General features: G+C 71.3%; 21 protein-coding genes and 1 pseudogene. 9 read left to right on the top strand and 13 right to left on the bottom strand.

All coding sequences use genetic code 11. The annotated features are described in order from the left end of the window. Positions 1 to 4: 4 nt before the first annotated feature. Positions 5 to 736 (bottom strand): chaplin family protein, encoded by a 732-nt coding sequence (locus tag KGS77_RS34050; protein WP_277994339.1) that lies wholly within the window; start codon positions 734 to 736, stop codon positions 5 to 7. Between the two features lie 518 nt (positions 737 to 1,254). On the opposite strand from KGS77_RS34050, the gene KGS77_RS34045 reads away from it, so the two are divergent. Together KGS77_RS34045 and KGS77_RS34040 are read left to right on the top strand one after the other, a co-directional pair. After that, positions 1,255 to 3,792, top strand: coding sequence for a nitrate reductase (locus tag KGS77_RS34045; RefSeq protein WP_242587156.1), 2,538 nt, complete (start codon positions 1,255 to 1,257; stop codon positions 3,790 to 3,792). Next, a complete protein-coding gene (locus KGS77_RS34040) occupies positions 3,789 to 4,271 on the top strand; it encodes a hypothetical protein (RefSeq protein WP_242587155.1) in 483 nt (160 codons plus the stop codon). Before KGS77_RS34045 ends, KGS77_RS34040 begins: the two co-directional genes overlap by 4 nt. A 64-nt stretch (positions 4,272 to 4,335) precedes the next feature. Here the strand turns inward: KGS77_RS34040 and KGS77_RS34035 are convergent, their stop codons facing one another. Next, positions 4,336 to 4,677 (bottom strand): hypothetical protein, encoded by a 342-nt coding sequence (locus KGS77_RS34035; protein ID WP_242587154.1) that lies wholly within the window; start codon positions 4,675 to 4,677, stop codon positions 4,336 to 4,338. Between the two features lie 244 nt (positions 4,678 to 4,921). Between KGS77_RS34035 and KGS77_RS34030 the strand changes: the two genes are divergently transcribed. The 3 genes from KGS77_RS34030 to KGS77_RS34020 all read left to right on the top strand — a co-directional run bounded on the left by KGS77_RS34030 (position 4,922) and on the right by KGS77_RS34020 (position 7,384). Then, positions 4,922 to 5,260, top strand: a complete 339-nt coding sequence (locus KGS77_RS34030) for a hypothetical protein (RefSeq protein ID WP_242587153.1) — start codon at positions 4,922 to 4,924, stop codon at positions 5,258 to 5,260. 128 nt (positions 5,261 to 5,388) lie between these two features. Then, positions 5,389 to 5,826, top strand: coding sequence for a hypothetical protein (locus tag KGS77_RS34025; protein ID WP_242587152.1), 438 nt, complete (start codon positions 5,389 to 5,391; stop codon positions 5,824 to 5,826). After that, complete coding sequence (locus KGS77_RS34020) at positions 5,798 to 7,384, top strand: PE-PGRS family protein (RefSeq protein ID WP_242587151.1); 1,587 nt, start codon at positions 5,798 to 5,800, stop codon at positions 7,382 to 7,384. Before KGS77_RS34025 ends, KGS77_RS34020 begins: the two co-directional genes overlap by 29 nt. A 42-nt stretch (positions 7,385 to 7,426) precedes the next feature. On the opposite strand, the gene KGS77_RS34015 is transcribed toward KGS77_RS34020, so the two are convergent. Then, complete coding sequence (locus tag KGS77_RS34015; protein WP_242587150.1) at positions 7,427 to 7,945, bottom strand: hypothetical protein; 519 nt, start codon at positions 7,943 to 7,945, stop codon at positions 7,427 to 7,429. Positions 7,946 to 8,024: 79 nt separating this feature from the next. Continuing rightward, entirely contained in the window at positions 8,025 to 8,789 is a 765-nt protein-coding gene (locus tag KGS77_RS34010; RefSeq protein ID WP_242587149.1) for a helix-turn-helix transcriptional regulator, read from the bottom strand. Between the two features lie 53 nt (positions 8,790 to 8,842). On the opposite strand from KGS77_RS34010, the pseudogene KGS77_RS34005 reads away from it, so the two are divergent. Continuing rightward, positions 8,843 to 10,112: pseudogene (locus KGS77_RS34005) on the top strand (MFS transporter). 45 nt (positions 10,113 to 10,157) lie between these two features. Here the strand turns inward: KGS77_RS34005 and KGS77_RS34000 are convergent. Both KGS77_RS34000 and KGS77_RS33995 read right to left on the bottom strand, forming a co-directional pair. Further along, entirely contained in the window at positions 10,158 to 11,225 is a 1,068-nt protein-coding gene (locus KGS77_RS34000) for a hypothetical protein (protein WP_242587148.1), read from the bottom strand. Positions 11,226 to 11,325: 100 nt separating this feature from the next. Next, positions 11,326 to 12,057 (bottom strand): SDR family oxidoreductase, encoded by a 732-nt coding sequence (locus KGS77_RS33995; RefSeq protein ID WP_242587147.1) that lies wholly within the window; start codon positions 12,055 to 12,057, stop codon positions 11,326 to 11,328. 71 nt (positions 12,058 to 12,128) lie between these two features. Here KGS77_RS33995 and KGS77_RS33990 point away from each other — a divergent pair, with 71 nt between their 5' ends. Further along, entirely contained in the window at positions 12,129 to 13,055 is a 927-nt protein-coding gene (locus KGS77_RS33990) for a LysR family transcriptional regulator (RefSeq protein WP_242587146.1), read from the top strand. Continuing rightward, on the top strand, positions 13,046 to 13,630 hold the full coding sequence (locus KGS77_RS33985; RefSeq protein WP_242587145.1) for a S1 RNA-binding domain-containing protein: 585 nt from the start codon (positions 13,046 to 13,048) through the stop codon (positions 13,628 to 13,630). Before KGS77_RS33990 ends, KGS77_RS33985 begins: the two co-directional genes overlap by 10 nt. Before the next feature lie 56 nt (positions 13,631 to 13,686). Here KGS77_RS33985 and KGS77_RS33980 read toward each other — a convergent pair whose 3' ends face one another. From KGS77_RS33980 to KGS77_RS33965, 4 genes are all read right to left on the bottom strand, one after another. After that, complete coding sequence (locus tag KGS77_RS33980; RefSeq protein WP_242587144.1) at positions 13,687 to 14,205, bottom strand: hypothetical protein; 519 nt, start codon at positions 14,203 to 14,205, stop codon at positions 13,687 to 13,689. 163 nt (positions 14,206 to 14,368) lie between these two features. Continuing rightward, complete coding sequence (locus tag KGS77_RS33975) at positions 14,369 to 14,881, bottom strand: hypothetical protein (RefSeq protein WP_242587143.1); 513 nt, start codon at positions 14,879 to 14,881, stop codon at positions 14,369 to 14,371. A gap of 187 nt (positions 14,882 to 15,068) precedes the next feature. After that, a complete protein-coding gene (locus KGS77_RS33970) occupies positions 15,069 to 15,737 on the bottom strand; it encodes a class I SAM-dependent methyltransferase (protein ID WP_242587142.1) in 669 nt (222 codons plus the stop codon). Between the two features lie 65 nt (positions 15,738 to 15,802). Beyond that, on the bottom strand, positions 15,803 to 15,964 hold the full coding sequence (locus tag KGS77_RS33965) for a hypothetical protein (RefSeq protein ID WP_242587141.1): 162 nt from the start codon (positions 15,962 to 15,964) through the stop codon (positions 15,803 to 15,805). Between the two features lie 331 nt (positions 15,965 to 16,295). Between KGS77_RS33965 and KGS77_RS33960 the strand changes: the two genes are divergently transcribed. Continuing rightward, positions 16,296 to 17,570 (top strand): FAD-dependent monooxygenase, encoded by a 1,275-nt coding sequence (locus KGS77_RS33960; protein ID WP_242587140.1) that lies wholly within the window; start codon positions 16,296 to 16,298, stop codon positions 17,568 to 17,570. Positions 17,571 to 17,672: 102 nt separating this feature from the next. Here the strand turns inward: KGS77_RS33960 and KGS77_RS34775 are convergent, their stop codons facing one another. The 3 genes from KGS77_RS34775 to KGS77_RS33950 form a co-directional block, all read right to left on the bottom strand. Further along, on the bottom strand, positions 17,673 to 17,804 hold the full coding sequence (locus KGS77_RS34775; RefSeq protein WP_277994299.1) for a hypothetical protein: 132 nt from the start codon (positions 17,802 to 17,804) through the stop codon (positions 17,673 to 17,675). 234 nt (positions 17,805 to 18,038) lie between these two features. Further along, positions 18,039 to 18,701 (bottom strand): hypothetical protein, encoded by a 663-nt coding sequence (locus tag KGS77_RS33955; RefSeq protein WP_242587139.1) that lies wholly within the window; start codon positions 18,699 to 18,701, stop codon positions 18,039 to 18,041. Further along, positions 18,698 to 19,306 carry a sigma-70 family RNA polymerase sigma factor gene (locus tag KGS77_RS33950; protein WP_242587138.1) on the bottom strand — a complete coding sequence of 203 codons (609 nt, stop codon included), beginning with the start codon at positions 19,304 to 19,306 and terminating at the stop codon, positions 18,698 to 18,700. The genes KGS77_RS33955 and KGS77_RS33950 overlap by 4 nt, the downstream gene beginning before the upstream one ends. Between the last annotated feature and the right edge of the window lie 190 nt (positions 19,307 to 19,496).

Raw genomic sequence — 19,496 nt, 5'->3', positions numbered from 1 at the left:
CAGGTCAGCGACGCCCGGCGCGACCGCGCCGGACGAGCACTACTCCCCCGAGCAGGAGAAAGACGCTGGCCCCGGCGGCAGTGCCCAGCTCACCGGCTCCCGTTCGAGCGAGCGACGGTGACTGCGCGAGCGCCCCGACCCTCCTGACCCACTGCCCGCCCGGCTGCCCTGCCGAAGCGCCGTACGACGACGCCCCGCCGGCCGCGGGGGCAGGGCCCCGGGGATCGCCCGGCCCTGCCTCCCCGGACGGTGGCTGCGGTCCGGGCGGCTCGTGCCCGGTCGCGTCCGGCTGCCCGGGAGGGGTGTGTCCGGGCGGCTGCTGACCGGGAGGGGTGTGCCCCGGCGTGGTGTGGTGACCGGGAGGCTGTTCACCCGGCGGATTGTGGTGTCCGGGAGTCTGATGCCCGGACGGGGTGTGATGCTCAGGGGGCTTGTGGTGCTCGGGCGGAGCGTGGTGCTCCGGGGGCTTGTGGCCGGAGGGCTTGTGGCCGGAGGGCTTGTGGCCAGGGGGCTTGTCTCCGGAAGGCTTGTCTCCGGAAGGTCCGTGTCCGGAGGGCTTGTGTCCCGGCGGCTCGTGTTCCGGCGGCTGCTGGTCCCTGGGCGGAGCGTGATAGCCGCCAGGGTTGATGCAGCGGTTGCCGAAGGCGGGGTTGAGCAGGCCGATGATATCGACGGTGTTCCCGCACAGGTTGAGCGGTACGTGGACCGGCACCTGAAGCAGGTTGCCCGCGATCACGCCCGGGGAGTTGACGGTCTGTCCTCCTGCGATGGAGTCGGCGTGGGCGGTTCCTCCCACGCTCGCGAGAACGCCGGTCGCCGCGGCGACGACGAGCACGCTCTGTTTCACGATCTGCTGCACGTGTGGTCCTTCGTCTTCCCGAGATGACGCACCGGGCAACCGACGCTGACCGGCGGCCCGTATCCCGAACGGAAAGCCCGGCCGCCCCGGTCCCGCAGCGCGCCGCCCGGGGCGGCGGACAGCGGGTGGCAGGCCGTCCGTGGAACGAGCGGGGCGCGGTCTGCCAGGAGCGCTGGGCGCGTCGTACGGGCCAAACGAGCGACGGGACAAAAGGGCACGCGGCCCTCCGTATCCCGTCGCACCGGGCGGAACCGCGCGCCGGAGGGACCCCGGGCCGTCGGCGCGCGTGTTGCGGGGCGCGGCGGGGACGCCTGTGGAACGGTGACACCGTCGGCGGCGGCGCCGTGCCCGATCGCCGCGTGAAGGAGCGTGAAGGAGCGTGAAGGAGGGCGCACATGACCCACAGGGACCGGATCGCCGAGCCGTGGGGAACCCGTACACCGTACGGTCCCGGTGAGCCGTGGCCGGTACGGGTGGACACCTACCTCGCGCCCGGGATCACCGCCGGTCAGGTGGACCGGTGGGTGCCGACGGCGTCCATCCTGCACTCCAACGGCGACGCCATGGAGATCGCGGTGAAGGACGGGCGGATGGCCGGCGTCCGCGGCCTGGCGCGGGACCGTGTCAACCGCGGCCGGCTCGGCCCCAAGGACCTGTTCGGCTGGCAGGCCAACGCCTCCCCCGACCGGCTGACCCGGCCGCTGGTCCGCGAGGGCGGGCGTCTGGTGGAGTGCGACTGGGACACCGCGATGGACCGCGTCGTCGCCCGGACCCGGGAGCTGCTCCAGACGCAGGGGCCCAGCGCGATCGGTTTCTACACCACCGGCCAGCTCTTCGCCGAGGAGTACTACACCCTCGGGGTGATCGCGCACGGCGGCATCGGCACCAACCACGTGGACGGCAACACCCGGCTGTGCACGGCCACCGCGGCGGCGGCGCTGAAGGAGTCCTTCGCCTGCGACGGGCAGCCCGGCTCGTACGCCGACATCGACCACGCGGAGGTGATCGCGCTGTTCGGCCACAACATGGCCGAGACGCAGAGCGTGTTGTGGATGCGGGTGCTGGACCGGCTCGCGGGGCCTCGTCCGCCCACGGTGATCTGCGTCGATCCCCGGATGACGCCGGTCGCCCGGGCGGCTGCCGTACATCTGGCTCCCCGGCCCGGTACCAACGTGGCGCTGATGAACGGGCTGTTGCACGAGGTCATCGGGAACGGCTGGATCGACCGGGAGTACATCGACCGCCATGTCGTCGGCTTCGAGGAGCTGAGCGAACGCGTCAAGGAGTACCCGCCCGAGCGGGCGGAGGAGATCTGTGATGTGCCGGCGGAGCGGATCCGGGAGGCGGCACGGCTGCTCGGCGGTGCGCGGCGGCTGTTCTCCACGGTGCTTCAGGGCTTCTACCAGTCCCACCAGGCGACGGCCGCCGCGGTCCAGGTGAACAACCTCCACCTGGTGCGCGGCATGCTCGGCAGACCGGGCTGCGGGGTGTTGCAGATGAACGGCCAGCCCACGGCCCAGAACACCCGCGAGTGCGGGGCCGACGGTGATCTGCCGGGTTTTCGCAACTGGTCCAACGACGAGCACGTCAAGGACCTGGCGCGGGTGTGGAACCTGGACCCGGTGCGGATCCCCCACTACTCGCCGCCCACCCACGCCATGCAGATGATCCGGTACGTGGAGGAGGGCTCCATCCGCCTGCTGTGGATCAGCGGCACCAATCCGGCCGTCTCCCTGCCGGAACTGCGCCGTATCCGCTCCGTGCTGTCCCAGGAGCGCCTGCTGCTCGTGGTGCAGGACCTGTTCCTCACCGAGACCGCGCAGCTCGCCGATGTGGTGCTGCCGGCGGCGACGTGGGGGGAGAAGACCGGTACGTTCACCAACGCCGACCGTACGGTGCACCTGTCGGAGAAGGCCGTCGAGCCGCCCGGCGAGGCCCGCCCGGACCTGGACATCTTCCTGGACTACGCCCGCCGGCTGGGCCTGGCGGACATGGACGGTCAGCCGCTGGTGAAGTGGCACGACGCGGAGTCGGCGTTCGAGGCGTGGAAGGAGTGCAGCCGCGGGCGTCCGTGCGACTACACCGGCATCACCTATGACAAGCTCCGCGAGCGCGGGGGCATCCAGTGGCCGTGCAACGAGGAGCACCCCGACGGCACCGAGCGCCTCTATGCCGACGGCGGGTTCTGGAGCGATCCGGGGTACTGCGAGAGTTACGGCCGCGACCTGGTCACCGGCGCGCCGCTGGAGCCGGCCGAGTACAAGGCGATGAATCCGTCCGGCAAGGCCGTCGTCAAGGCCGCCGGCTACCTGCCGCCGCACGAGCAGCCCAGCGGGGACTTCCCGTACGTACTGACCACCGGCCGTACGCTGTTCCACTTCCACACCCGCGCCAAGACCGCCCGCGCTCCTCAGTTGCAGGCGGCGGCCCCCGAGGTGTGGGTGGAGTGCTCCGCCCGTGACGCGGCGGCCGGCGGGCTCGGTGAAGGGGACCTGGTCGAGGTGCGCACCGCGCGCGGCAGCGTCCGGGCCCGGCTGCGGATCAGCGGCATCCGTGACGGCGTGCTGTTCCTCCCCTTCCATTACGGCTACTGGGACACCGGCGCCGGACACGAACCGGACGGCGCGGGCCGGGCGGCCAACGAACTCACCCTCACCGACTGGGATCCCCCCTCCAAGCAGCCCCTCTTCAAGACGGCGGCGGCTGCACTGCGCCTCGTCGAGGCCGCCGGTGGCCCCTCCCCCGCGCCGACCGGGACGGCGTCCGCCCCTGTCACCGACGGCGTGCCCCCGACCACCGGCGGGCCGGACGCCCGGGCGGAGGAAGCGCTCGTTCCTTCACCGGACGAGACGTTCAGCCCTGCGGCAGACAAGACGCCCGGCCCTGCGCCGGAGGAGACGTTCAGCCCCTCGTCGTCCGGAGGCGTGCGATGAAGATCGGTCTGCTCCTGCACGAACTGCACCGCGACGAGAACGACCTGGCCCACGAGCTGCTGCGCGTCTCCGAGCGGCACCAGGCCGATCACGAGGTCCATTACGTCGCCCGGGACCTGGCCCGCTGGTCCCAGCAGCACGTACGCGACCTGTCCGCCGCCGGCGAGCGGTTCGGGGCCCGGCTCGACCCCGAGCCGGTGGACGAACTGAAGACCGCCGAGCGCCTGCGGGACAAGGCCGGCGAGCTCGTCGGCCGGCGCTCGCACGCCGCGCTGCTGCTCCTGCGCGACCTGCGGGAGGTCTACATCAAGGCGTCAGGGGTCTCGGTCGACTGGGAGATGCTCGGGCAGGCGGCACAGGGGCTCAAGGACACCGAGCTGCTGGAGACCGTCCAGCGGTGCCACCCCGACTCGCTGAGGCAGATCCGGTGGGCCAACGGGAAACTGAAGGAGTCCTCGACCCAGATCCTGGTCAGCTAGGGCGGCATGCGCCATGCCGGGCGGCGAAGACCGCGACGGCGTTCGGTGTCCTGTGTGCCCCGGTCTATCCGGCGCAACTGATGAGCCCGCCCGGCGCCGGCCGGTACAGGCCCCAGACGAGGAGGGCTTCGCCGAACAGGGCAAGGGCCAGCAGTACGAGGGCGATCGCCAGGCCGATGAAGCGGGCGCCGGAAGGGCTCGGAGCGCCCTGGCCGCCACGTGCCGCCAGCCGGACCAGGAGGACGAAGGCCGCCAGCCCGCAGGCCAGGGAGGCGTGGGCGAAGACGTACATCTGCCAGCTCGGCGGAAGGTTTCCGCAGTGCGCCCACTCGGCCTTCAGGTGGGCTTTCTCCGCCCGGTCGCAGGCGAAGGCACCGGCCACCCCGAGGACAGCCAGTACCGGCACGCACCGTACGGAACGCCGTGACCGCCGAGGTCGCGCCGGGTCGGCGGCATGCGCGGCAGGGCAGGGGCACGGGTCCTGGTCCGGGTGCGGAAGCGAGCGGGAGTTCAAGTCGATGGGCACGGTGCACCTTCTCACAGCATCGGGAATGTGACGTACGTCACTTTGAGTGGTGTCGTACGTGCGCACCCCGTGATGCGTGTGCCGGGTGTCAGCACTACGACACGTACGACGGAGGGACTTCATCATGAAGATCCGCAAGCGCATGGCCACGGGGGCCGTCGTCACCGTTCTGATGCTCGGAGGCGCGGCGGCACTGACCGCCGCGGCCCCCGCCGTCGCGGCCGGCCCGACCGGAGCCGCCAACGAACTGAGCTGCACCACGCACAGCGACGGCCGTACGGGCACGGCCGACTGTGCCAACAACACCAACCGCACCATCGCCTTCCGCGTGACCGTGGTCTGCGGCTGGTGGCCGGACCAGGTCGGCCCGTGGAAGACCCTCAACCCGGGCGACCACGACAGTTCGGCGGCCACCTGCAGTGGAGGCACCGGGGTGGGCAGTGTGAACTGGGAAGAGGGCTGAGGGAGCCATCTGAACCGAGAGGGCCGGAAGGCCGAGGGAGCTGCACGGATATGAGGGGTGCGTCGGCGGGGACGCCGGCGCGCCTCTCGTGCGCGAGGGCTGTGACGTGGGTGACACAATGGGCTCTCATGACGGGTGGGGAAGACGAGTTGTCGCAGTTGCTGGGGCGCGCCGGCCTGGAGATCGTGACGGACCGGCGGATCGAGGACGTACTGCCGCCCCGGGTCGCCTGGCGGCCTCTCGTCTCGGTCGATACCGAGCCGGCCCACGTCATACGTGACGACCGGCCCGATGCGCTGGCCGAGATCAACCGGCAGTGGCACCGGCTCGCGGTGGAGCACCACGTCATCGGCGAGGACGGGGAATTCCTCATCCACGTCTCCGCGAACGTGCGCGGGAGTGGGGGCCGGCGCGATCGCTGGACGCGGGTCCGGCTCGCCGCCGAGTGGGATCTCGCCGGAGTGCTGGGGGACCGTCCCGGGGAGCCGGAGTTCGTCACCCTCTCCACGGACGGCGGCGCGCTGCTGGGCGCGACGTGTGAGGAGTACGAGGTGGCTGATCGCTGAGGGCCGGGTCAAGGAGTGGCGGGAGCGGACCGCGCGGCAGGCGGCGGCCCCGCGGACCGCACAGGAGCAGGAGGCCGACTGGGCCCGGCTGTTCCGCGGCCCGGGACCCGGACCCCGGTTGCGCACCCTGTGGGCCGACGGACTGGCGCGCAACCCGGCCACGCCCGAAGACGTACGGCACGGTTTGCTGGGCCTGTCACACTTCTTGCTGTGGCGCGAACTGCCGGCCACGGTCGTCGACGCGGCCATCGCCCATCCGCAGTGGCACGTACGGGACCTGCTGGCCGAGGTGCAGCCGGCCATCACGCCCGAGCAGTGGTCCCGTCTGATCCTGGCCGAACAGGGCCCCGGGCGGCGGTGGATCCTCGTCACGCACGCCGCCGACCGCGGCGCGCAGCTCACCGCGACCGCGTACGAGCGCCTCACCACCGATCCTGACGCCCGGGTCCGTGCGGAGACCGCCCGCCTTCCCGGACTGCCCGCGGCGTCGCTGCACGCCCTGGCCACCGACCCCGAACCGGCGGTACGGAAGTCGGTCGGTCAGGTCGCCTGGTCACAACTGGCCGGGCCGGTACGGCGCGAGCTGCTCGCCGATCCGGACGGCGAGGTCCGTACCGAGGCGCTGCTCCGGCACCATCGGGACCACCCGCTGCCCAGGTCGGTCTTCGACTCGGAAGAGCTCGGGGACCGGGCGGCGCGGGGCTGTCTCCTGGAACGCGAGCTGGCCGCGTACTTGGTTCATCACCCCGAGCCGGCCCTGCGTGCCGCTCTCGCCGGCAATCCTCGTCTGGAGGCGGACGTGGTGGCCGCTCTCGCCCGGGACCCGGACCCCTCGGTCCGCGACGAAGTGGCCGTCCGCCCCGACCTCACCGAGCGGCAGCGGGCGGACGTCCTGGAGCTCGGAACCACCTTCCGTCCGGGCGACCGCGGTCCCACGCTCGACTGGGTCCATGAACTGCACGGCGACCCCGGCGCGATGCGGCGGCTGGCTGCCTCGGCCCACCCGCTCGTGCGCCGGAGCGTCGCCCGCGCGCGCCGTCTGCCGCCGGACGTGGTCGAGCTTCTGGCCCGGGACCAGGACCGTGTCGTACGGCTCTTCCTCGCCGAGTCCTGCGACGATGCGCCCGCGGACATGCTGATGGAGGTGTGGCGGTGGTGGACCGGCAGTCTCAGTTGCCCCGACCGGCCGCGCAGCCATCCCAACTTCCCCCGCCACGGCCTCCTCCGGTACGCCGAGGACCCCGATGCGCGTATGCGGCGACTGGCCCTGGACGACCCGGAGTCGACCGCCGGCCTCGTGGAACGGCTCAGCCGTGACCCCCACCGGGAAGTACGGTGGCGGGCCGCGACCGATCCCCGCCTGTCGGTCGCCTCGGCGGTGCGGCTGCTCGACGATCCGTGCGACGAGGTGCGCCACGCGGCCATCGGGCATCCGGAACTGCCCGCGGGCGTATTGGTCACGCTGCTACGGGATCACCAGACCGCTCAAGAGGCGGCCCGGCATCCGGCGCTTCCCGTAGAGGTCATACGGAAGATGGCCGAACGGCTCCGGGCCTGAGGGGGCGGCGTACGGGGAGGAGCGCGCCGGAAGCAGGTCGTTTCAGTCCGTGCGCTCTCCAGGTGGCCGCTTGCGCAGGAAGTCCGCGGCGGCCAGGACCACCTCCTGCTCCAGCGTCTCTTGGGAGATGCCCCAGTTCTCGTCCCACGTCTCCAGGTCGTCTCCGCAGTGGATGAGAGACATCAGGTCGTTGGGGTGGCCGAGTTCGTCGACGAGGCTCCACCGGAGCTGATGGACGCCGTTGTAGGGGTCGAGAGAGCCGTCCGCGATCCGGCCGGCGATCCAGTAGGTCTCGGCCCACTTCACCGCGCGGGGGTCGGTCGGCGTCTCGACGAAGAGCCCCAGTTCGACCAGCACCTGATCGAAGAGTTCCGGTGCTTCGCGTTCTTCGTTCCGCCCGAGACCGGCCAGCATGGCGAGCGAAGGGCTGTCCACCCCGGCCAGCAGTGCGTCCAGGCCGGTCTGGATGAGCTGGTCGGCTGCTATGTACCGGCCGAAAGCCCTCTCGTGGGCCATGTGGTCGAGTCGACGCAGGACGTCGTTGCGCTCGTTCGGGATCATCTTGGTCTTCTTCGTCGACGGTGGTGGACTGCAAGTTCTCACGGTCGCGGACGTCGGCGCCAGTGGAATATCGCGCGCCTCACAACGGTCCGCGCGCGCGACGCCGCTGGTTGTGGGTGCCGGGCGTGTAGCCGAAGGCGCAGCGGAAGACGTCGATGAAGGCGCTGGTGGAGGACCAGCCGCAGCGGTGGGCGACCGTGGTCACCGGTACGTCGTCGGCCAGCATCCGCAGGGCGTGATACAGGCGCAGTTGGGTGCGCCACTGGGGGAAGGTCATGCCCAGGTCGCGGCGGAAGAGGCGGCTGAGGGTGCGCTCACCGGCTCCCGCCGCCTTGGCCAGGGCGGCCAGGTTGCGCGGGTCCGCGGGGTCGCGGTGCAGGAGGTCGCAGACGGCGGCGAGGCGGGGGTCGGTGGGGGCGGGGAGCTGGACGGGCTGCTGGGGCGAGGCGCGCAACTGGTCCAGGAGCACCGTGCGCAGCCGCAGCCGTTCGGGCGTGTCGTGGTGCGGGTCGCGGGTGTAGGTGAGGATCAGTTCGCGCAGCAGGGGGCTGACGGTCAGGACGGTGGGGGCGTCGAGGCCGAGCGGGTTGGTGTCCGGGGGCAGGCCGAGGAGGTGCAGGTCGAGGTGCCCGTTGGCACGGTGGGCGTGCACGCATCCGGCGGGGACCCAGATGGCGCGGGTGCCGGGGGCGAACCAGGTGCCCGCGTCGGTGGTGACGGCCAGGACGCCGGAGCCCGCGTAGATGATCTGGTGGTCGTCGTGGCGGTGGGCGTCGACGCTCTCGCCGGGGGCCAGTACCTGGGTGCGGGTGGGCGCCTGGGGAGTGTGGCGGATGTCCGGCATGGATTGGCACTTTATCGGAAGCGCGCCAGTGGCGGAGTGATGACGATGGACAGATGCCGACGGATAAGATCACACATGACTCAGGGGTCGCACGCGCCTCACGGACCGGCCCCATCGGACTGCTGTCTCTGGGGCACGCCTGCGTGGACGTCTACCAGGGAGCGGTGGCCGCCCTGCTGCCGTACTTCATCGCCGAACGCGCCTACACCTACGCCGCCGCCTCCGGCATCGTCCTGGCCGCTTCGCTGCTGTCCTCGGTGGTGCAGCCGTTGTTCGGGGCCCTCACCGACAAGTGGGCCATGCCGTGGCTGCTGCCGGTGAGCACGCTGATGGGCGGCGTGGGAGTCGCGCTCGCCGGCCTCGGTGACTCCTACGCCCTCACGCTCGCGGTCGTGGCGGTGTCCGGGATCGGTGCCGCCGCCTACCACCCGGAAGCCGCGCGGGTGGCACGCGGCGCCGCCCGCGGCAGCCACACCGCGATGGGCTGGTTCTCCGTCGGTGGCAATCTCGGCTTCGCCACCGCTCCCCTGCTGGTCTCCGCCGTCGTCGCCACCGGTGGCCTGCGCGCCACCCCCGCGCTCGCCGTCCCCGCCCTCGTCGGCGCGGCACTCTGCGTGGCCGCACTGCGTGGCATCAGGGCAGGTGACGGGGCGAGCACACCGGCGACGGCCACCGCCCGTACGGGCCGCCAAGTGGTCGGCCGCGACGACTGGGCGTCCTTCCTGAAGCTGTCGGGGCCGTCGTGTGCCGCTCGATCGTCTTCGTGGGGCTGAGTGCGTTCATCTCGCTGTACGCGCGCCAGCGCACCGGCGGCGGGGAACTCTCCGGTACGGCAGCGCTGTTCGTCCTCTACCTCGGGGCGCGGTGGGTACGGTGGCCGGCGGGAAGCTCGCCACCCGCTTCGGCCGGGTCCCGGTCGTCCGGTGGTCCTATGCCCTGACCGTCCTGACGGTGGCCGGCGTCGTGTTCGTACCCGGCCCGCCGCTTTATGTGTGCATCGCCCTGACGTCGGCCGGCCTGTACGTACCGTTCTCGCTGCACGTCACCCTGGGCCAGGACTACCTGCCCCGGCGGGTGGGCACCGCCGGCGGTGTCACCCTCGGCCTGGCCGTCAGCGTCGGCGGTCTCGCCGGCCCGCTGATCGGCACCGTGGCCGACGCCGCCTCCCTGCAGGCCGCCCTCGCCCCGTTGATCGCCCTGCCCGCCGTCGGCTGGCTGCTCCTGCGCACCCTGGACGAGCCGGAGGCCCTGGAGACGGCCGCCGCCCCGGCCCCGGCCGAGGCACGTCCGGACACCGGCGCCGATGCGGCGGCGCGTCCCTGATCTGCCGTCAGCAGCCGCATGCGGTCATCGTTTCACCGTCACCGGTCACAGCGTCAGCCGGTAACCGTGGCGACGGGCGGTCGTGACGAGTCCGGCCTGCGCCAGGGCCTGTGCCAGGGTGTCGTCCTCCTCGTACACATGCAGCGTACGTACGGAGGGGTAACGGCTGCGCAGTTCGAGGGCGAGGAAGGCGAGGGCCCGGGCGAGATGGCCCGGCTCGATCCGGGAGCGCGGTATGTGCCTGACAAAGGCATCCGATGCCACCTCGGCGCTTCCTTCGGCGCTCGCCGCGCTTGCGTCGGCGTCGGCGATGTCTGCGGCGTCGGCGGCGTCGTCGACATCGGCGATGTCGCAGGGCAGTTGGGCACGGACGCCGCCCTGGGCGTCGATCGCGTCAACGGTCAGGCGCCGGAAGCCGGGCCCCATGTGCGAGACATCGTGCCAGTCCGCCACCTCGGCGGCTGTCCACGGACGGCCGCCGAGCACCGGGTCGGCGGAGAACAGGGCGACGTACTCCGCCACCGGCAGGGGCTCGGGGGCCGTCCGTACGCCCTCGTCAGCGGCAGAGGTCACGCTCACGCTCGCGGCGGCACCCACCGACGGCACGGTGCTCCACACACGGTGCAGTTCGAACGGTGCGGCGTGGCAGCGGGCCGCCAGACGGGCGCTCAGGTCGGCCTCGTCATCGGTCCAGAACACCTCACTCACACCGTTCGCCCGCGCGAAGTCCAGCAGTTCCCCGGCGAGCGCGCGCACCAGGGCGAACTCCTCCGCGGTGGTCTCCGCGCCCGGTGCGTCGCCCCGGATCCGGTCCGCTTCCCGCGCGGCGAGCGTGTAGCGCAGCTCATGGCCCTCGTCGGTCGCGATCAGTTCGGCCCAGGCGACCGGCCGCTCCTCACGGATCACCGCCGTGGCCAGGACCCGGCCACGGCCGGAGAGTTCACAGGCACTCCCGTCCCCCTCCCCCTCCCCCGCGTCGGCGGCTTCCTGGTCGGGGTGGGTGAGTTCGTGGCCGAGGAACGGCGCGTACCCGGGCAGGTCGTGGAACGCCTCTTCTTCCAGACGGTCCACAAGTCCCGGGTCGCCCGTGATGATCTCCGCCTTGCCGGCCACGCTGCTCCTTGATCCCTTGTCCACAGTCACACGATCGAACGCATGTACGTACTGTCCATTATCGCTGATCCCGGATCGCGGCGGCTCGCCTCCGCTCCGCCTACGCGGCCTGCGCCGTGGCGGCGAGCACGATCTCGCGCAGGGTGACGCGCTGCGGCTGCTGGTAGGCATAGCCGATCGCGGCGGCCACGTCCTCCGGGGTCAGCACGTCGATCGAGTCCTTGAACGCCTGGTAGTCGGCTTTGACCGTCTCATCGGTGGTGTGGGAGAGGAGTTCGGTCTCCACCGCGCCCGGGGCGATGGTGATCACGCGTATGCCGTGCTGCGAGACCTCTTCCCGGAGGCTTTCGGACATACCGTGTACGGCGAACTTGGTGCCGCTGTAGACGGTGTGGTTGGGGTAGGACTTACGGCCCGCCACGGAGCTGACGTTGACGATGGTGCCGTGGTTCCGTTCGGTCATGCCGGGCAGGACCGCCCGTACGCCATTGAGCAGGCCCCGCACATTGACGTCGAACATCCGCTGCCATTCGTCGGCCGGCTGCTTGACCACCGCTCCGAGCAGCATCACTCCGGCGTTGTTGACGATCAGGTCGGCCGGCCCGTACAGCGCCTCGGCCTCCTGCACCGCGGCGGCCACCGCGTCGGCATCGGTGACGTCCACCGACCGCGCGAGGGTGTCGGGGAGGCCGAGCGCCTGAAGGCGTTCGATACGGCGGGCCAGCAGGAGCAGAGGGTGCCCCAGGTCCGACAGGGTGCGGGCGGTGGCGGCACCGATGCCCGAGCTGGCTCCGGTGATGACGGCGAGGGGCTTGGAGAGGTGTGCGTTCATGTCGTACAGCTTCGTCAACCGCCAAGGGACGATCAACGACGGAACGCGAAACGATCAATAAGGTAGAAGTTATGGAACGTCGTGATCTCGAAATCTTCCTGACGCTCGCACAGGAGCTGCACTTCGGCCGCACCGCGGAACGACTGCACGTCACCCAGGCCCGCGTCAGTCAGAGCGTCAAGCACCTGGAGCGGAGGATCGGCACCGCGCTCTTCGAGCGCACCAGCCGCCGCGTGGCGTTGACGCCGGTCGGCCGGCAGTTGCTGGAGGACGTACGTCCCGGGTACGAGGCCATCCGCGCGGGCCTGGCACGGGCGGCGGCGGCCGGGCGCGGTCTGGCCGAGCCGCTGCGGGTCGGCTTCACCAGTCCGCTGGCGGGCGAACTGGTGCTGACCGCCGCCACCCTTTACGGGGAAAGCCATCCGGCGGCCGGCGAGGTGTCGCTCCACGAGACGCCGCTCTGCGACCCCCTGACCTCCTTGCGCGAGGGCGAACTCGACCTCCTTCTGGCGCAGTACCCCGTCATCGAGGCGGACCTGTCCACCGGACCCGTCCTCATCTCCGACACCCGGGTCCTGGCCGTCTCCACACGGCACCCCTTCGCCCGCCGCTCGTCCGTCCGGCTCGACGATCTCGCCACCGAGAAGCTGCTCAGCCTCTCCGGACGTGTCCCCGCCTACTGGCTCGACCACCTGCTTCCGCGCACCACCCCTGACGGACGGACGGTCGAGCGGGGCACGGCCGCCACCACCCGGCAGGAACTCCTCGCCCTGGTCGGGGCGGGCCGGGGCGTCCATCCCACCGCCGCCCACGAGGTCCGCTACCACGCCCGCCCCAACATCGCCTACGTACCGATCTCCGACGCCCCACCGTTGCAGTACGGCCTGACCTGGCGCACCGCCACCGAAACCAGCCGCACCCGCGCCTTCGCGCAGGCCGCCGCCGAAGTCGTACGACGCGGGAACGGCCCCGGCAACGTCTGCGCGGAATGCCGCTGACCGTGCGCGACGGTGGTGGTCCTCACCAGGACCAGGCTCTGCGGACCTTCCTCCTCGGGCTTCGGCTGGGCGCGAGGCACGAGGGCACGGTGGAAAGCGCCCACACCTTCGGTGTGTTCGTGCGTCTCGACGGCGAACCGGATCGCCGGTGCACCGGGTTCATCACGATTCCCGAGCTGAGCTGGTCCCGGATCAGCCGTCCGTCGGACGTGGTCACGGCCGGTCAGCGGGTCACCGGGGAGATCCTGGACGTGGATGTGTGGCGCGGCCAGGTGCGCCTGTCGCTGAAGGCTCTCCAGGAGGATCCCCTCGTACGCTTCGCCGGCCGAGTGGGACACACCTTGTCCGGGCAGGTCACGAAGGTGGTGCCGTTCGGCGTCTTCGTGCGGGTCGCCGAGGGGATCGAGGGCCTGCTGCCCCTCTGCGAAGTGCTGCGGGGTTTTGGCCGGGTGAGTGGGACGTCAGACCTGACCGATCAGAGTGAGCGGATCATCGGAGAGGGTGACGAGGTCGCCGTAGGAGTCGCCGCAGTCGACCTGGTACGGCGGCGCGTCATGTTGACGCGCGCGTGGTGAAGTCGCGGCGCGTCACCCTCGTCCGCCCCGCCCCGCCCCACCCCGTCCCTCCGCCGTCAAACCGTCAGTCCTTCCTCGGCTGCCCACCGCACCAAGTCCCCGCAGGCCGGCTCGGGCATGCGGGACCGTTCGGCGACGGTGCCCAAGGCGTGGCGGAGTTCGCTGCCGAGGCCGGGCAGCCAGCGCACGGTTCTCCCTTCGCACCGGTAGGAGAGCAGTCGGACGACGTCGATGCAGGTCTGCTCCGCCTCGTCGATGACATCGGTCGCAAGTCCGGCCAGCAGTTCGTAGACCTGCCTGTTTCCCACATCGGCGGCCACGGTGCGCAGGGGGATGCCGTAGAGGGTCCGCAGCGAGCGCGGGCCGCCGTTTTCAGCCGTGCCGGTCAGCAGAGCACGCAGGACCAGGGCGGCGAAGACGACGATCAGGTTCTCGCCGGTCTGCGGCGGGATGTTCCAGCAGCGGAACCGTTCATGCCGTCTGCCGCGCCTCCAGGGTTCCCGGTCGAGTACGGGCAGGACGGCCCGGCCGAGGAAGACGCAGTGCTTCCATAAGACTTCGTCGTCCGACGGCATGTGCGCCTCCTGGGGGGAGGGAGCGGGAGCACCATCCTCGTACGGACGAACGAGGACGCACAGTACGCCGACGACGCGGAGCCGTACTCATCGGCCCGACCAGACCGTACGGCCCTGCCGCCGCCTCACAGCTCCGCCGCCGTCTCGCGGTTCTGCCGCGACCTCACGATCCCGGCTTCACCTCGAAGCGCGGGCCCTGATCAGGCGTGTCACCGCTGTCCCTCAGTACGGTGACGAGCTTGTGGGTGGCCGTCAGGTCGTGCAGCAGCGCCCGTGTCTCCTCCTTGGGAAGATCTGCCGACCGCGCCACCTCGTCCAGGTAGGCGCCCCGGCCGGGCTCGTGCTGTCGTTCCATGTCCGCGACGGCACGGAAGACCGCCTCGTGCCGTGCGCTGTACTCAGGGCTGCCCCGGCCCCGGAACGTCCGCTCCGCGTCCCGGGCCGCCGGGTCGCGTTCGCGACGGGTGGCCGAAGCCGGGACGGACTGCTGCTTCCCCTCGTGCACGGTGGCGATCTTCTCTTCGTGCGTCAGGGAATGCTTGCTGGTCAGATGCGTCCGTTGCTTGCTGCCGCCGGTCGTCACATGGCGGGCGCCGGGGGTCTCGTGGGCCCGTTCGGCCTCGCGTGCCGCCGCCCGCCGCTGTTCCTCGTCACCTTCGACCTTCTTGCGCACCATGAGCAGTCCTCTCCTGTCGCTTTCTGTCGCGCCCGGCCGTCCGGGCCGTCCGGGCCCATGACCGGCTTCCCGCTCACACGCCCCGCAGTTGCTCCGGCGCTCCGGGCTCGCCGCGTCAGGTAACCGCTGTACGCCCGGGAAAACCGCCTTTCGGTGCGGGCGCCGGCCGCTGCCTGCCACGGCCCGCTCACCTGTGGTGCCACACCAGCGTGTAGCGCCAGAACAGCCGGCGGCGCAGGCGGGCGCCGGGCAGCACGCGGCGGGCCGCCCGTACGACCTCGGGGAACGTCATGGTCGCCGGCTTGGTCGGGGCGGTCATCGACACCGGCCGGGGCGTTGCGCGGCCCTTGTTCTTGAGCCAGCCGACGGCGGCGTTCAGCGGGGCGGCGGCAATCCCGAGCAGATGATCGCCGGGCGTCCGCGCACGGGCCAGACCGACGACGACCAGTGTGCCGCCCGGTGCCAGATGCCGGCGGAAGTGGGTAAGCGCGTCGGCGAACGGCAGGTGGTGGAGAGCGGCGACGCAGGTGATGACGTCGTAGGGGCCGGGCGGTAAGCCGGTCGGCGCGTCGGCCACGGTGTAGGTGACCGGGGCGGCCGGGGCGGTCAGCTCCTGCGCCCGGGCGACGATCGCCGGGTCGGCGTCGATGCCGTCCACCGAGCCGGCCCGGGTGGCCAGCAATCGTGCCAGGTCACCGCTGCCGCAGCCGACATCCAGGGCGCTGCCGAAGCGCCTGGGGAGCTGCCGCAGGATCCACCGGTGGTAGTGGGCGTTGTGGTCCCAGGGGTAGGCGGCGTTGAACCGGTCGAGCGCTTGAAGGATCCGGTGCTCAGGGGGCGTCGTCATGGCGGTCATGCCGGCAGTCCACCAGATCCGCTCCCCGGCTCATCGCGCGGTGGGAGCCTGCGCGTGGTACGGAACTACCGTTTGGGCGCCCTCTTCGGCTTCTCGCCCCGCAGCGACGGCCGGTCGGCGTTCACCTCCTCCGCGCTGCGGTCCCTCTCGCTCCCGCGCGGGCGGGGCTTCCCGTCCCGCTCGCTCACGGCTTCACGCGGGTCCTTGGACGTACGCTCGTCACCCATCTCGACTCCTGGTGGTGCGAACAACGGAACCGGCGACTTGCGTCACCGCTGTCCATCACCGCATACCCCGTTGCGCCGGACCAACCGCCACTGCTCCATACGACGTGTACGGACGCGCCCTTGAGTTCCCGGCAGCTCCCCCGGTGCACTAGCGCACTAGTGCACCGAGATACCCCTTGCTGCGGCCATCGACCGGGCGCACCGCAGGCCGATTCGCACCGACCGAGCCCGTCAGAAAGCTGGCGCACTAGTGCACCAGGTGCCTGGTCGGCGCTTCCGCCCCAGAGATTTCGGGTTGCCCAGCGGTTGTTTACGGCGTACATTCACGGACATGCAGAACACCGACATCCTCGTTTCCGGCGGCGGCATCGCCGGGCCCGCGTTGGCTTACTGGCTACACAAGGCGGGCTTCTCCGTCACCGTCGTCGAGCGGGCGCCCGGTCCCCGGCCCGGCGGCCAGGCCGTCGATCTGCGGGGCGCCGCCCGCACCGTCGTGGCACGCATGGGACTCATGGACCGGGCGCGGGCGCTGCGCGTGGCACAGCAGGGTCTCGCGCTCGTCAACGCCTCCGGCCGCATCACCGCCCGGATGCCCGCGGACAGCTTCGGCGGCGAGGGAATCGTCTCCGAGATCGAGATACTGCGGGGTGACCTCGGCGGATTGCTGTACGAGGCCACTTCGCCCGACGTCGAGTACCTCTTCGACGACACCGTCACCGGACTGGACCAGGACGACTCCGGGGTCACCGTCACCTTCGAGAACGCCGCGCCACGCCGCTTCGGGCTGGTGGTCGGGGCGGACGGGCTGCATTCCGTGGTGCGGTCGCTGGCCTTCGGCCCCGAGTCGCAGTACATGCGCCCGCTGGGCCTCTACACCGCGTGGTTCACCGCCACCGAGGACGGCCCGGACTCCAAAAGCTGGGATCTCGACGGCTGGTTCAAGATGTTCAACGCGCCCGGTGGGCTGGTGGCGTCGGCCCGGCCCGGCCGGACCCCCGGGGAGATCAAGGGCGGTCTGAGCTTCCGGTCGGCGCCCCTGGCCTATGACCGACGTGACACCGCGCGGCAGCGGGAGCTGATCGCCCGGCGTTTCGCCGGTGCGGGCTGGAAGGTTCCTCTCCTGCTGCGGGCGATGCACTCGGCGTCCGACTTCTTCTTCGACTCCGTGGGTCAGGTACGCCTCGACCACTGGTCGCGTGGCCGCGTGGTGCTGCTCGGTGACGCCGGGTACTGCCCGACGCCGCTCACGGGCCTGGGGACCAGCCTGGCCCTGGTGGGTGCGTATGTGCTGGCCGGCGAACTCGCCACCGCCGAAGGTGATCACCGCGTGGCGTTCAGGAACTACGACCGGATCATGGGCCCCTACGTGCGCCAGGCGCAGCAGTTGCCGCCCGGCGGTGCTGCCGGCTACGCGCCGTCCAGCGCGCTCGCCATCCGGCTGCGGGAGGCGTCGATGCGTTCGATGAACCGCTGGCCGATGCGGAACCTGCTCGCCGCGCAGTTCGCCAAAGCGAAGGACATCACCCTCCCCGATTACGGGCGTACGGCCATGGCGGTGGGTCACGGCCGTACGGCCGTGTTCCAGGGGCCGCCCCGGGCTCAGTAGGGCGGTCCCCGGCCGGTTGTCACGGGCGGTGCTGGGCCCAGAACGTGATGAGGCTGATCACGCCGGTTCCGATGCCGTAGCAGACACCGCGCACCAGGTGGATCAGTGCGGCCCGCCGGTGCCGATCGCTCCGGGCCGTTCGAACGGCTCTGTCGCGCCGGCCCCTGCGACCGTACAGGCGACGATCACCACGCTGGTGATCGCCATGGCGGCAGCCGTGACGGGAACGCTCACAGCGGCGCCGGTCCTCCTTACCCCCTCCGTCCGTACCGCGTCCGCCGGAACCGTGCCGGACGCAGCCGCCACCGACGTAACCTCCGCGGACGGAACGGCAGCGGACGGAACGGCAGCGAGCAAAGCGGTGCCGGGGCGTACGGGTCAGGCGGCGGGCAGGGCGCGGCGGGCGTGCCGGGCCATGGCCAGGGTTGTCGTGCATGGCGGCACAGACTCCTCTGCTGTGGCGGAAGGTCAGCGGCGGACCAGGTCGTGCAACCGGTCGGCCAGGCGGCGGTCGGGACCGCGGACGATGATGCAGTGGTTGTCCGTGGCCAGGCGGTCGATCTCCATCTCCAGCCCGCCGGTCGGCGGGGTGGCGGCCGAGCCGTTCCGCCGCACGTAGAGCGCGACCGTCTCCAGGCAGGCCAGGAAGGCTTCGTCCGGTGCGTCGGAGTCCACCACGGAGTGGGTCACCTCGTGCAGCCAGTGCTGTGCCTCCCGGCTCTCACCCAGGGCGAGGTGGTGGAGGTGGAGGCAGTACGCGGCGGCCCGCTGTCCGGCCCCGGCGGCCAACTGCCACCAGAACTGGGCGCTTTCGGGGTGGCCGGTCAGATACAGCAGGCACGCGAAGACCAGCGCGCCCTCGACGTCCAGGTGCTCCTCGCCCCGCTCCGTACCGACGGTGTCCGTGGCCAGCCGGTCCACGTGCACGGCGGCGTCGGGCTCGTTGAGGATCCAGCGCGAGACCACCGCCAGGCGCTGGCCGGCCTGTGCGGCCCGGGCCATGTCGGGCGGCGGTGATGCCTGTGCGGCGTCCGTGGCCAGTCGGCGCAGCGCCCCGGCCACGTCGAAGGAGGCCGCGGAGGACACCGGCACGGCCGCGTCGGCCAACAGGTCCTCGATGGTGGCTGTCACTGTGCTGTCCCTTTCTTGTTCCTGCCGCGCCGGGTGGCGGGGAGTCCGAGCTGTATCCGCAGCCGTTCCTTGGCCTTACGGCCGTGGTAGTCGACCGTGCGCTCGTGCAGGCCCATGTACCGGGCTATCCGTGACGTCTCGTACCCCAGGAGGTGGCGCAGGACGATGACGGTGAACTGCCGGGTCGGCAGCCTGGTGATCGCCTCGTACAGACCGCTGCTGCTCTCCATCAGCTCCAGCTTGTCCCGGGCCTGGCGCAGGGCACGCGCAATCGGCCCGTTGATGACGAAGGCCGGCTCGCGGCCCTCCGCCTCCAGCCGGCGGCGGACGCTGCGGTGCAGCACCGTCAGCGTCTGCTGCTCCAGGTCCCCTTCCCGCAGGAGCTGGTCCCAGCCGGCGAGGATCTCCAGGAAGATCTGGTGCACCACCTCTTCCGCGGCCCGCCGGCTGCCGAGGTGGATCTCGGCGTACGCGTGGAAGAACTCCTGATGGCCCAGGTAGAACGCTTCGAAGTCCAGGGGCAGGTTCAGCACGTCTTCGACCGCCGGCCGACCGCTCGCGCTGTCCCGGGGCGAGCCGTCGGCCTTGACGTCGCCATCTTTCACACGGACCTCCGTGTTGCGGTGATCACCACGGGATCCTCTTCGCCAAGGGGTCGAGGGGGTGGTGATGAGATACGGGTACGAGCAACTCGCCCGTACGAGAGCGCCGTTGGCCCTCAGGAACCACCCTGTCGATTTCCGCGGCGCCACACTCACATCCGCCCGAGAAAAATCACTCGGCGCCCGCCGTTCG

Origin of the sequence: Streptomyces sp. MST-110588, from assembly GCF_022695595.1 — a bacterium.
Classification (GTDB): domain Bacteria; phylum Actinomycetota; class Actinomycetes; order Streptomycetales; family Streptomycetaceae; genus Streptomyces.
Note: the sequence above shows the minus strand (reverse complement) of the source record. Positions and strands in the feature narration are given on the sequence as shown.

Bases quoted from the DNA above. Each gene is read 5' to 3' on its own strand.
- KGS77_RS34040 (WP_242587155.1), top strand. From the start codon at position 3,789: ATGAAGATCGGTCTGCTCCTGCACGAACTGCACCGCGACGAGAACGAC.
- KGS77_RS34010 (WP_242587149.1), bottom strand. From the start codon at position 8,789: ATGCCGGACATCCGCCACACTCCCCAGGCGCCCACCCGCACCCAGGTA.
- KGS77_RS33995 (WP_242587147.1), bottom strand. From the start codon at position 12,057: ATGAACGCACACCTCTCCAAGCCCCTCGCCGTCATCACCGGAGCCAGC.
- KGS77_RS33985 (WP_242587145.1), top strand. From the start codon at position 13,046: ATGCCGCTGACCGTGCGCGACGGTGGTGGTCCTCACCAGGACCAGGCT.
- KGS77_RS34015 (WP_242587150.1), bottom strand. From the start codon at position 7,945: ATGATCCCGAACGAGCGCAACGACGTCCTGCGTCGACTCGACCACATG.
- KGS77_RS33980 (WP_242587144.1), bottom strand. From the start codon at position 14,205: ATGCCGTCGGACGACGAAGTCTTATGGAAGCACTGCGTCTTCCTCGGC.
- KGS77_RS33970 (WP_242587142.1), bottom strand. From the start codon at position 15,737: ATGACCGCCATGACGACGCCCCCTGAGCACCGGATCCTTCAAGCGCTC.
- KGS77_RS33965 (WP_242587141.1), bottom strand. From the start codon at position 15,964: ATGGGTGACGAGCGTACGTCCAAGGACCCGCGTGAAGCCGTGAGCGAG.
- KGS77_RS34025 (WP_242587152.1), top strand. From the start codon at position 5,389: ATGACGGGTGGGGAAGACGAGTTGTCGCAGTTGCTGGGGCGCGCCGGC.
- KGS77_RS33975 (WP_242587143.1), bottom strand. From the start codon at position 14,881: ATGGTGCGCAAGAAGGTCGAAGGTGACGAGGAACAGCGGCGGGCGGCG.
- KGS77_RS34045 (WP_242587156.1), top strand. From the start codon at position 1,255: ATGACCCACAGGGACCGGATCGCCGAGCCGTGGGGAACCCGTACACCG.
- KGS77_RS33990 (WP_242587146.1), top strand. From the start codon at position 12,129: ATGGAACGTCGTGATCTCGAAATCTTCCTGACGCTCGCACAGGAGCTG.
- KGS77_RS33960 (WP_242587140.1), top strand. From the start codon at position 16,296: ATGCAGAACACCGACATCCTCGTTTCCGGCGGCGGCATCGCCGGGCCC.
- KGS77_RS34030 (WP_242587153.1), top strand. From the start codon at position 4,922: ATGAAGATCCGCAAGCGCATGGCCACGGGGGCCGTCGTCACCGTTCTG.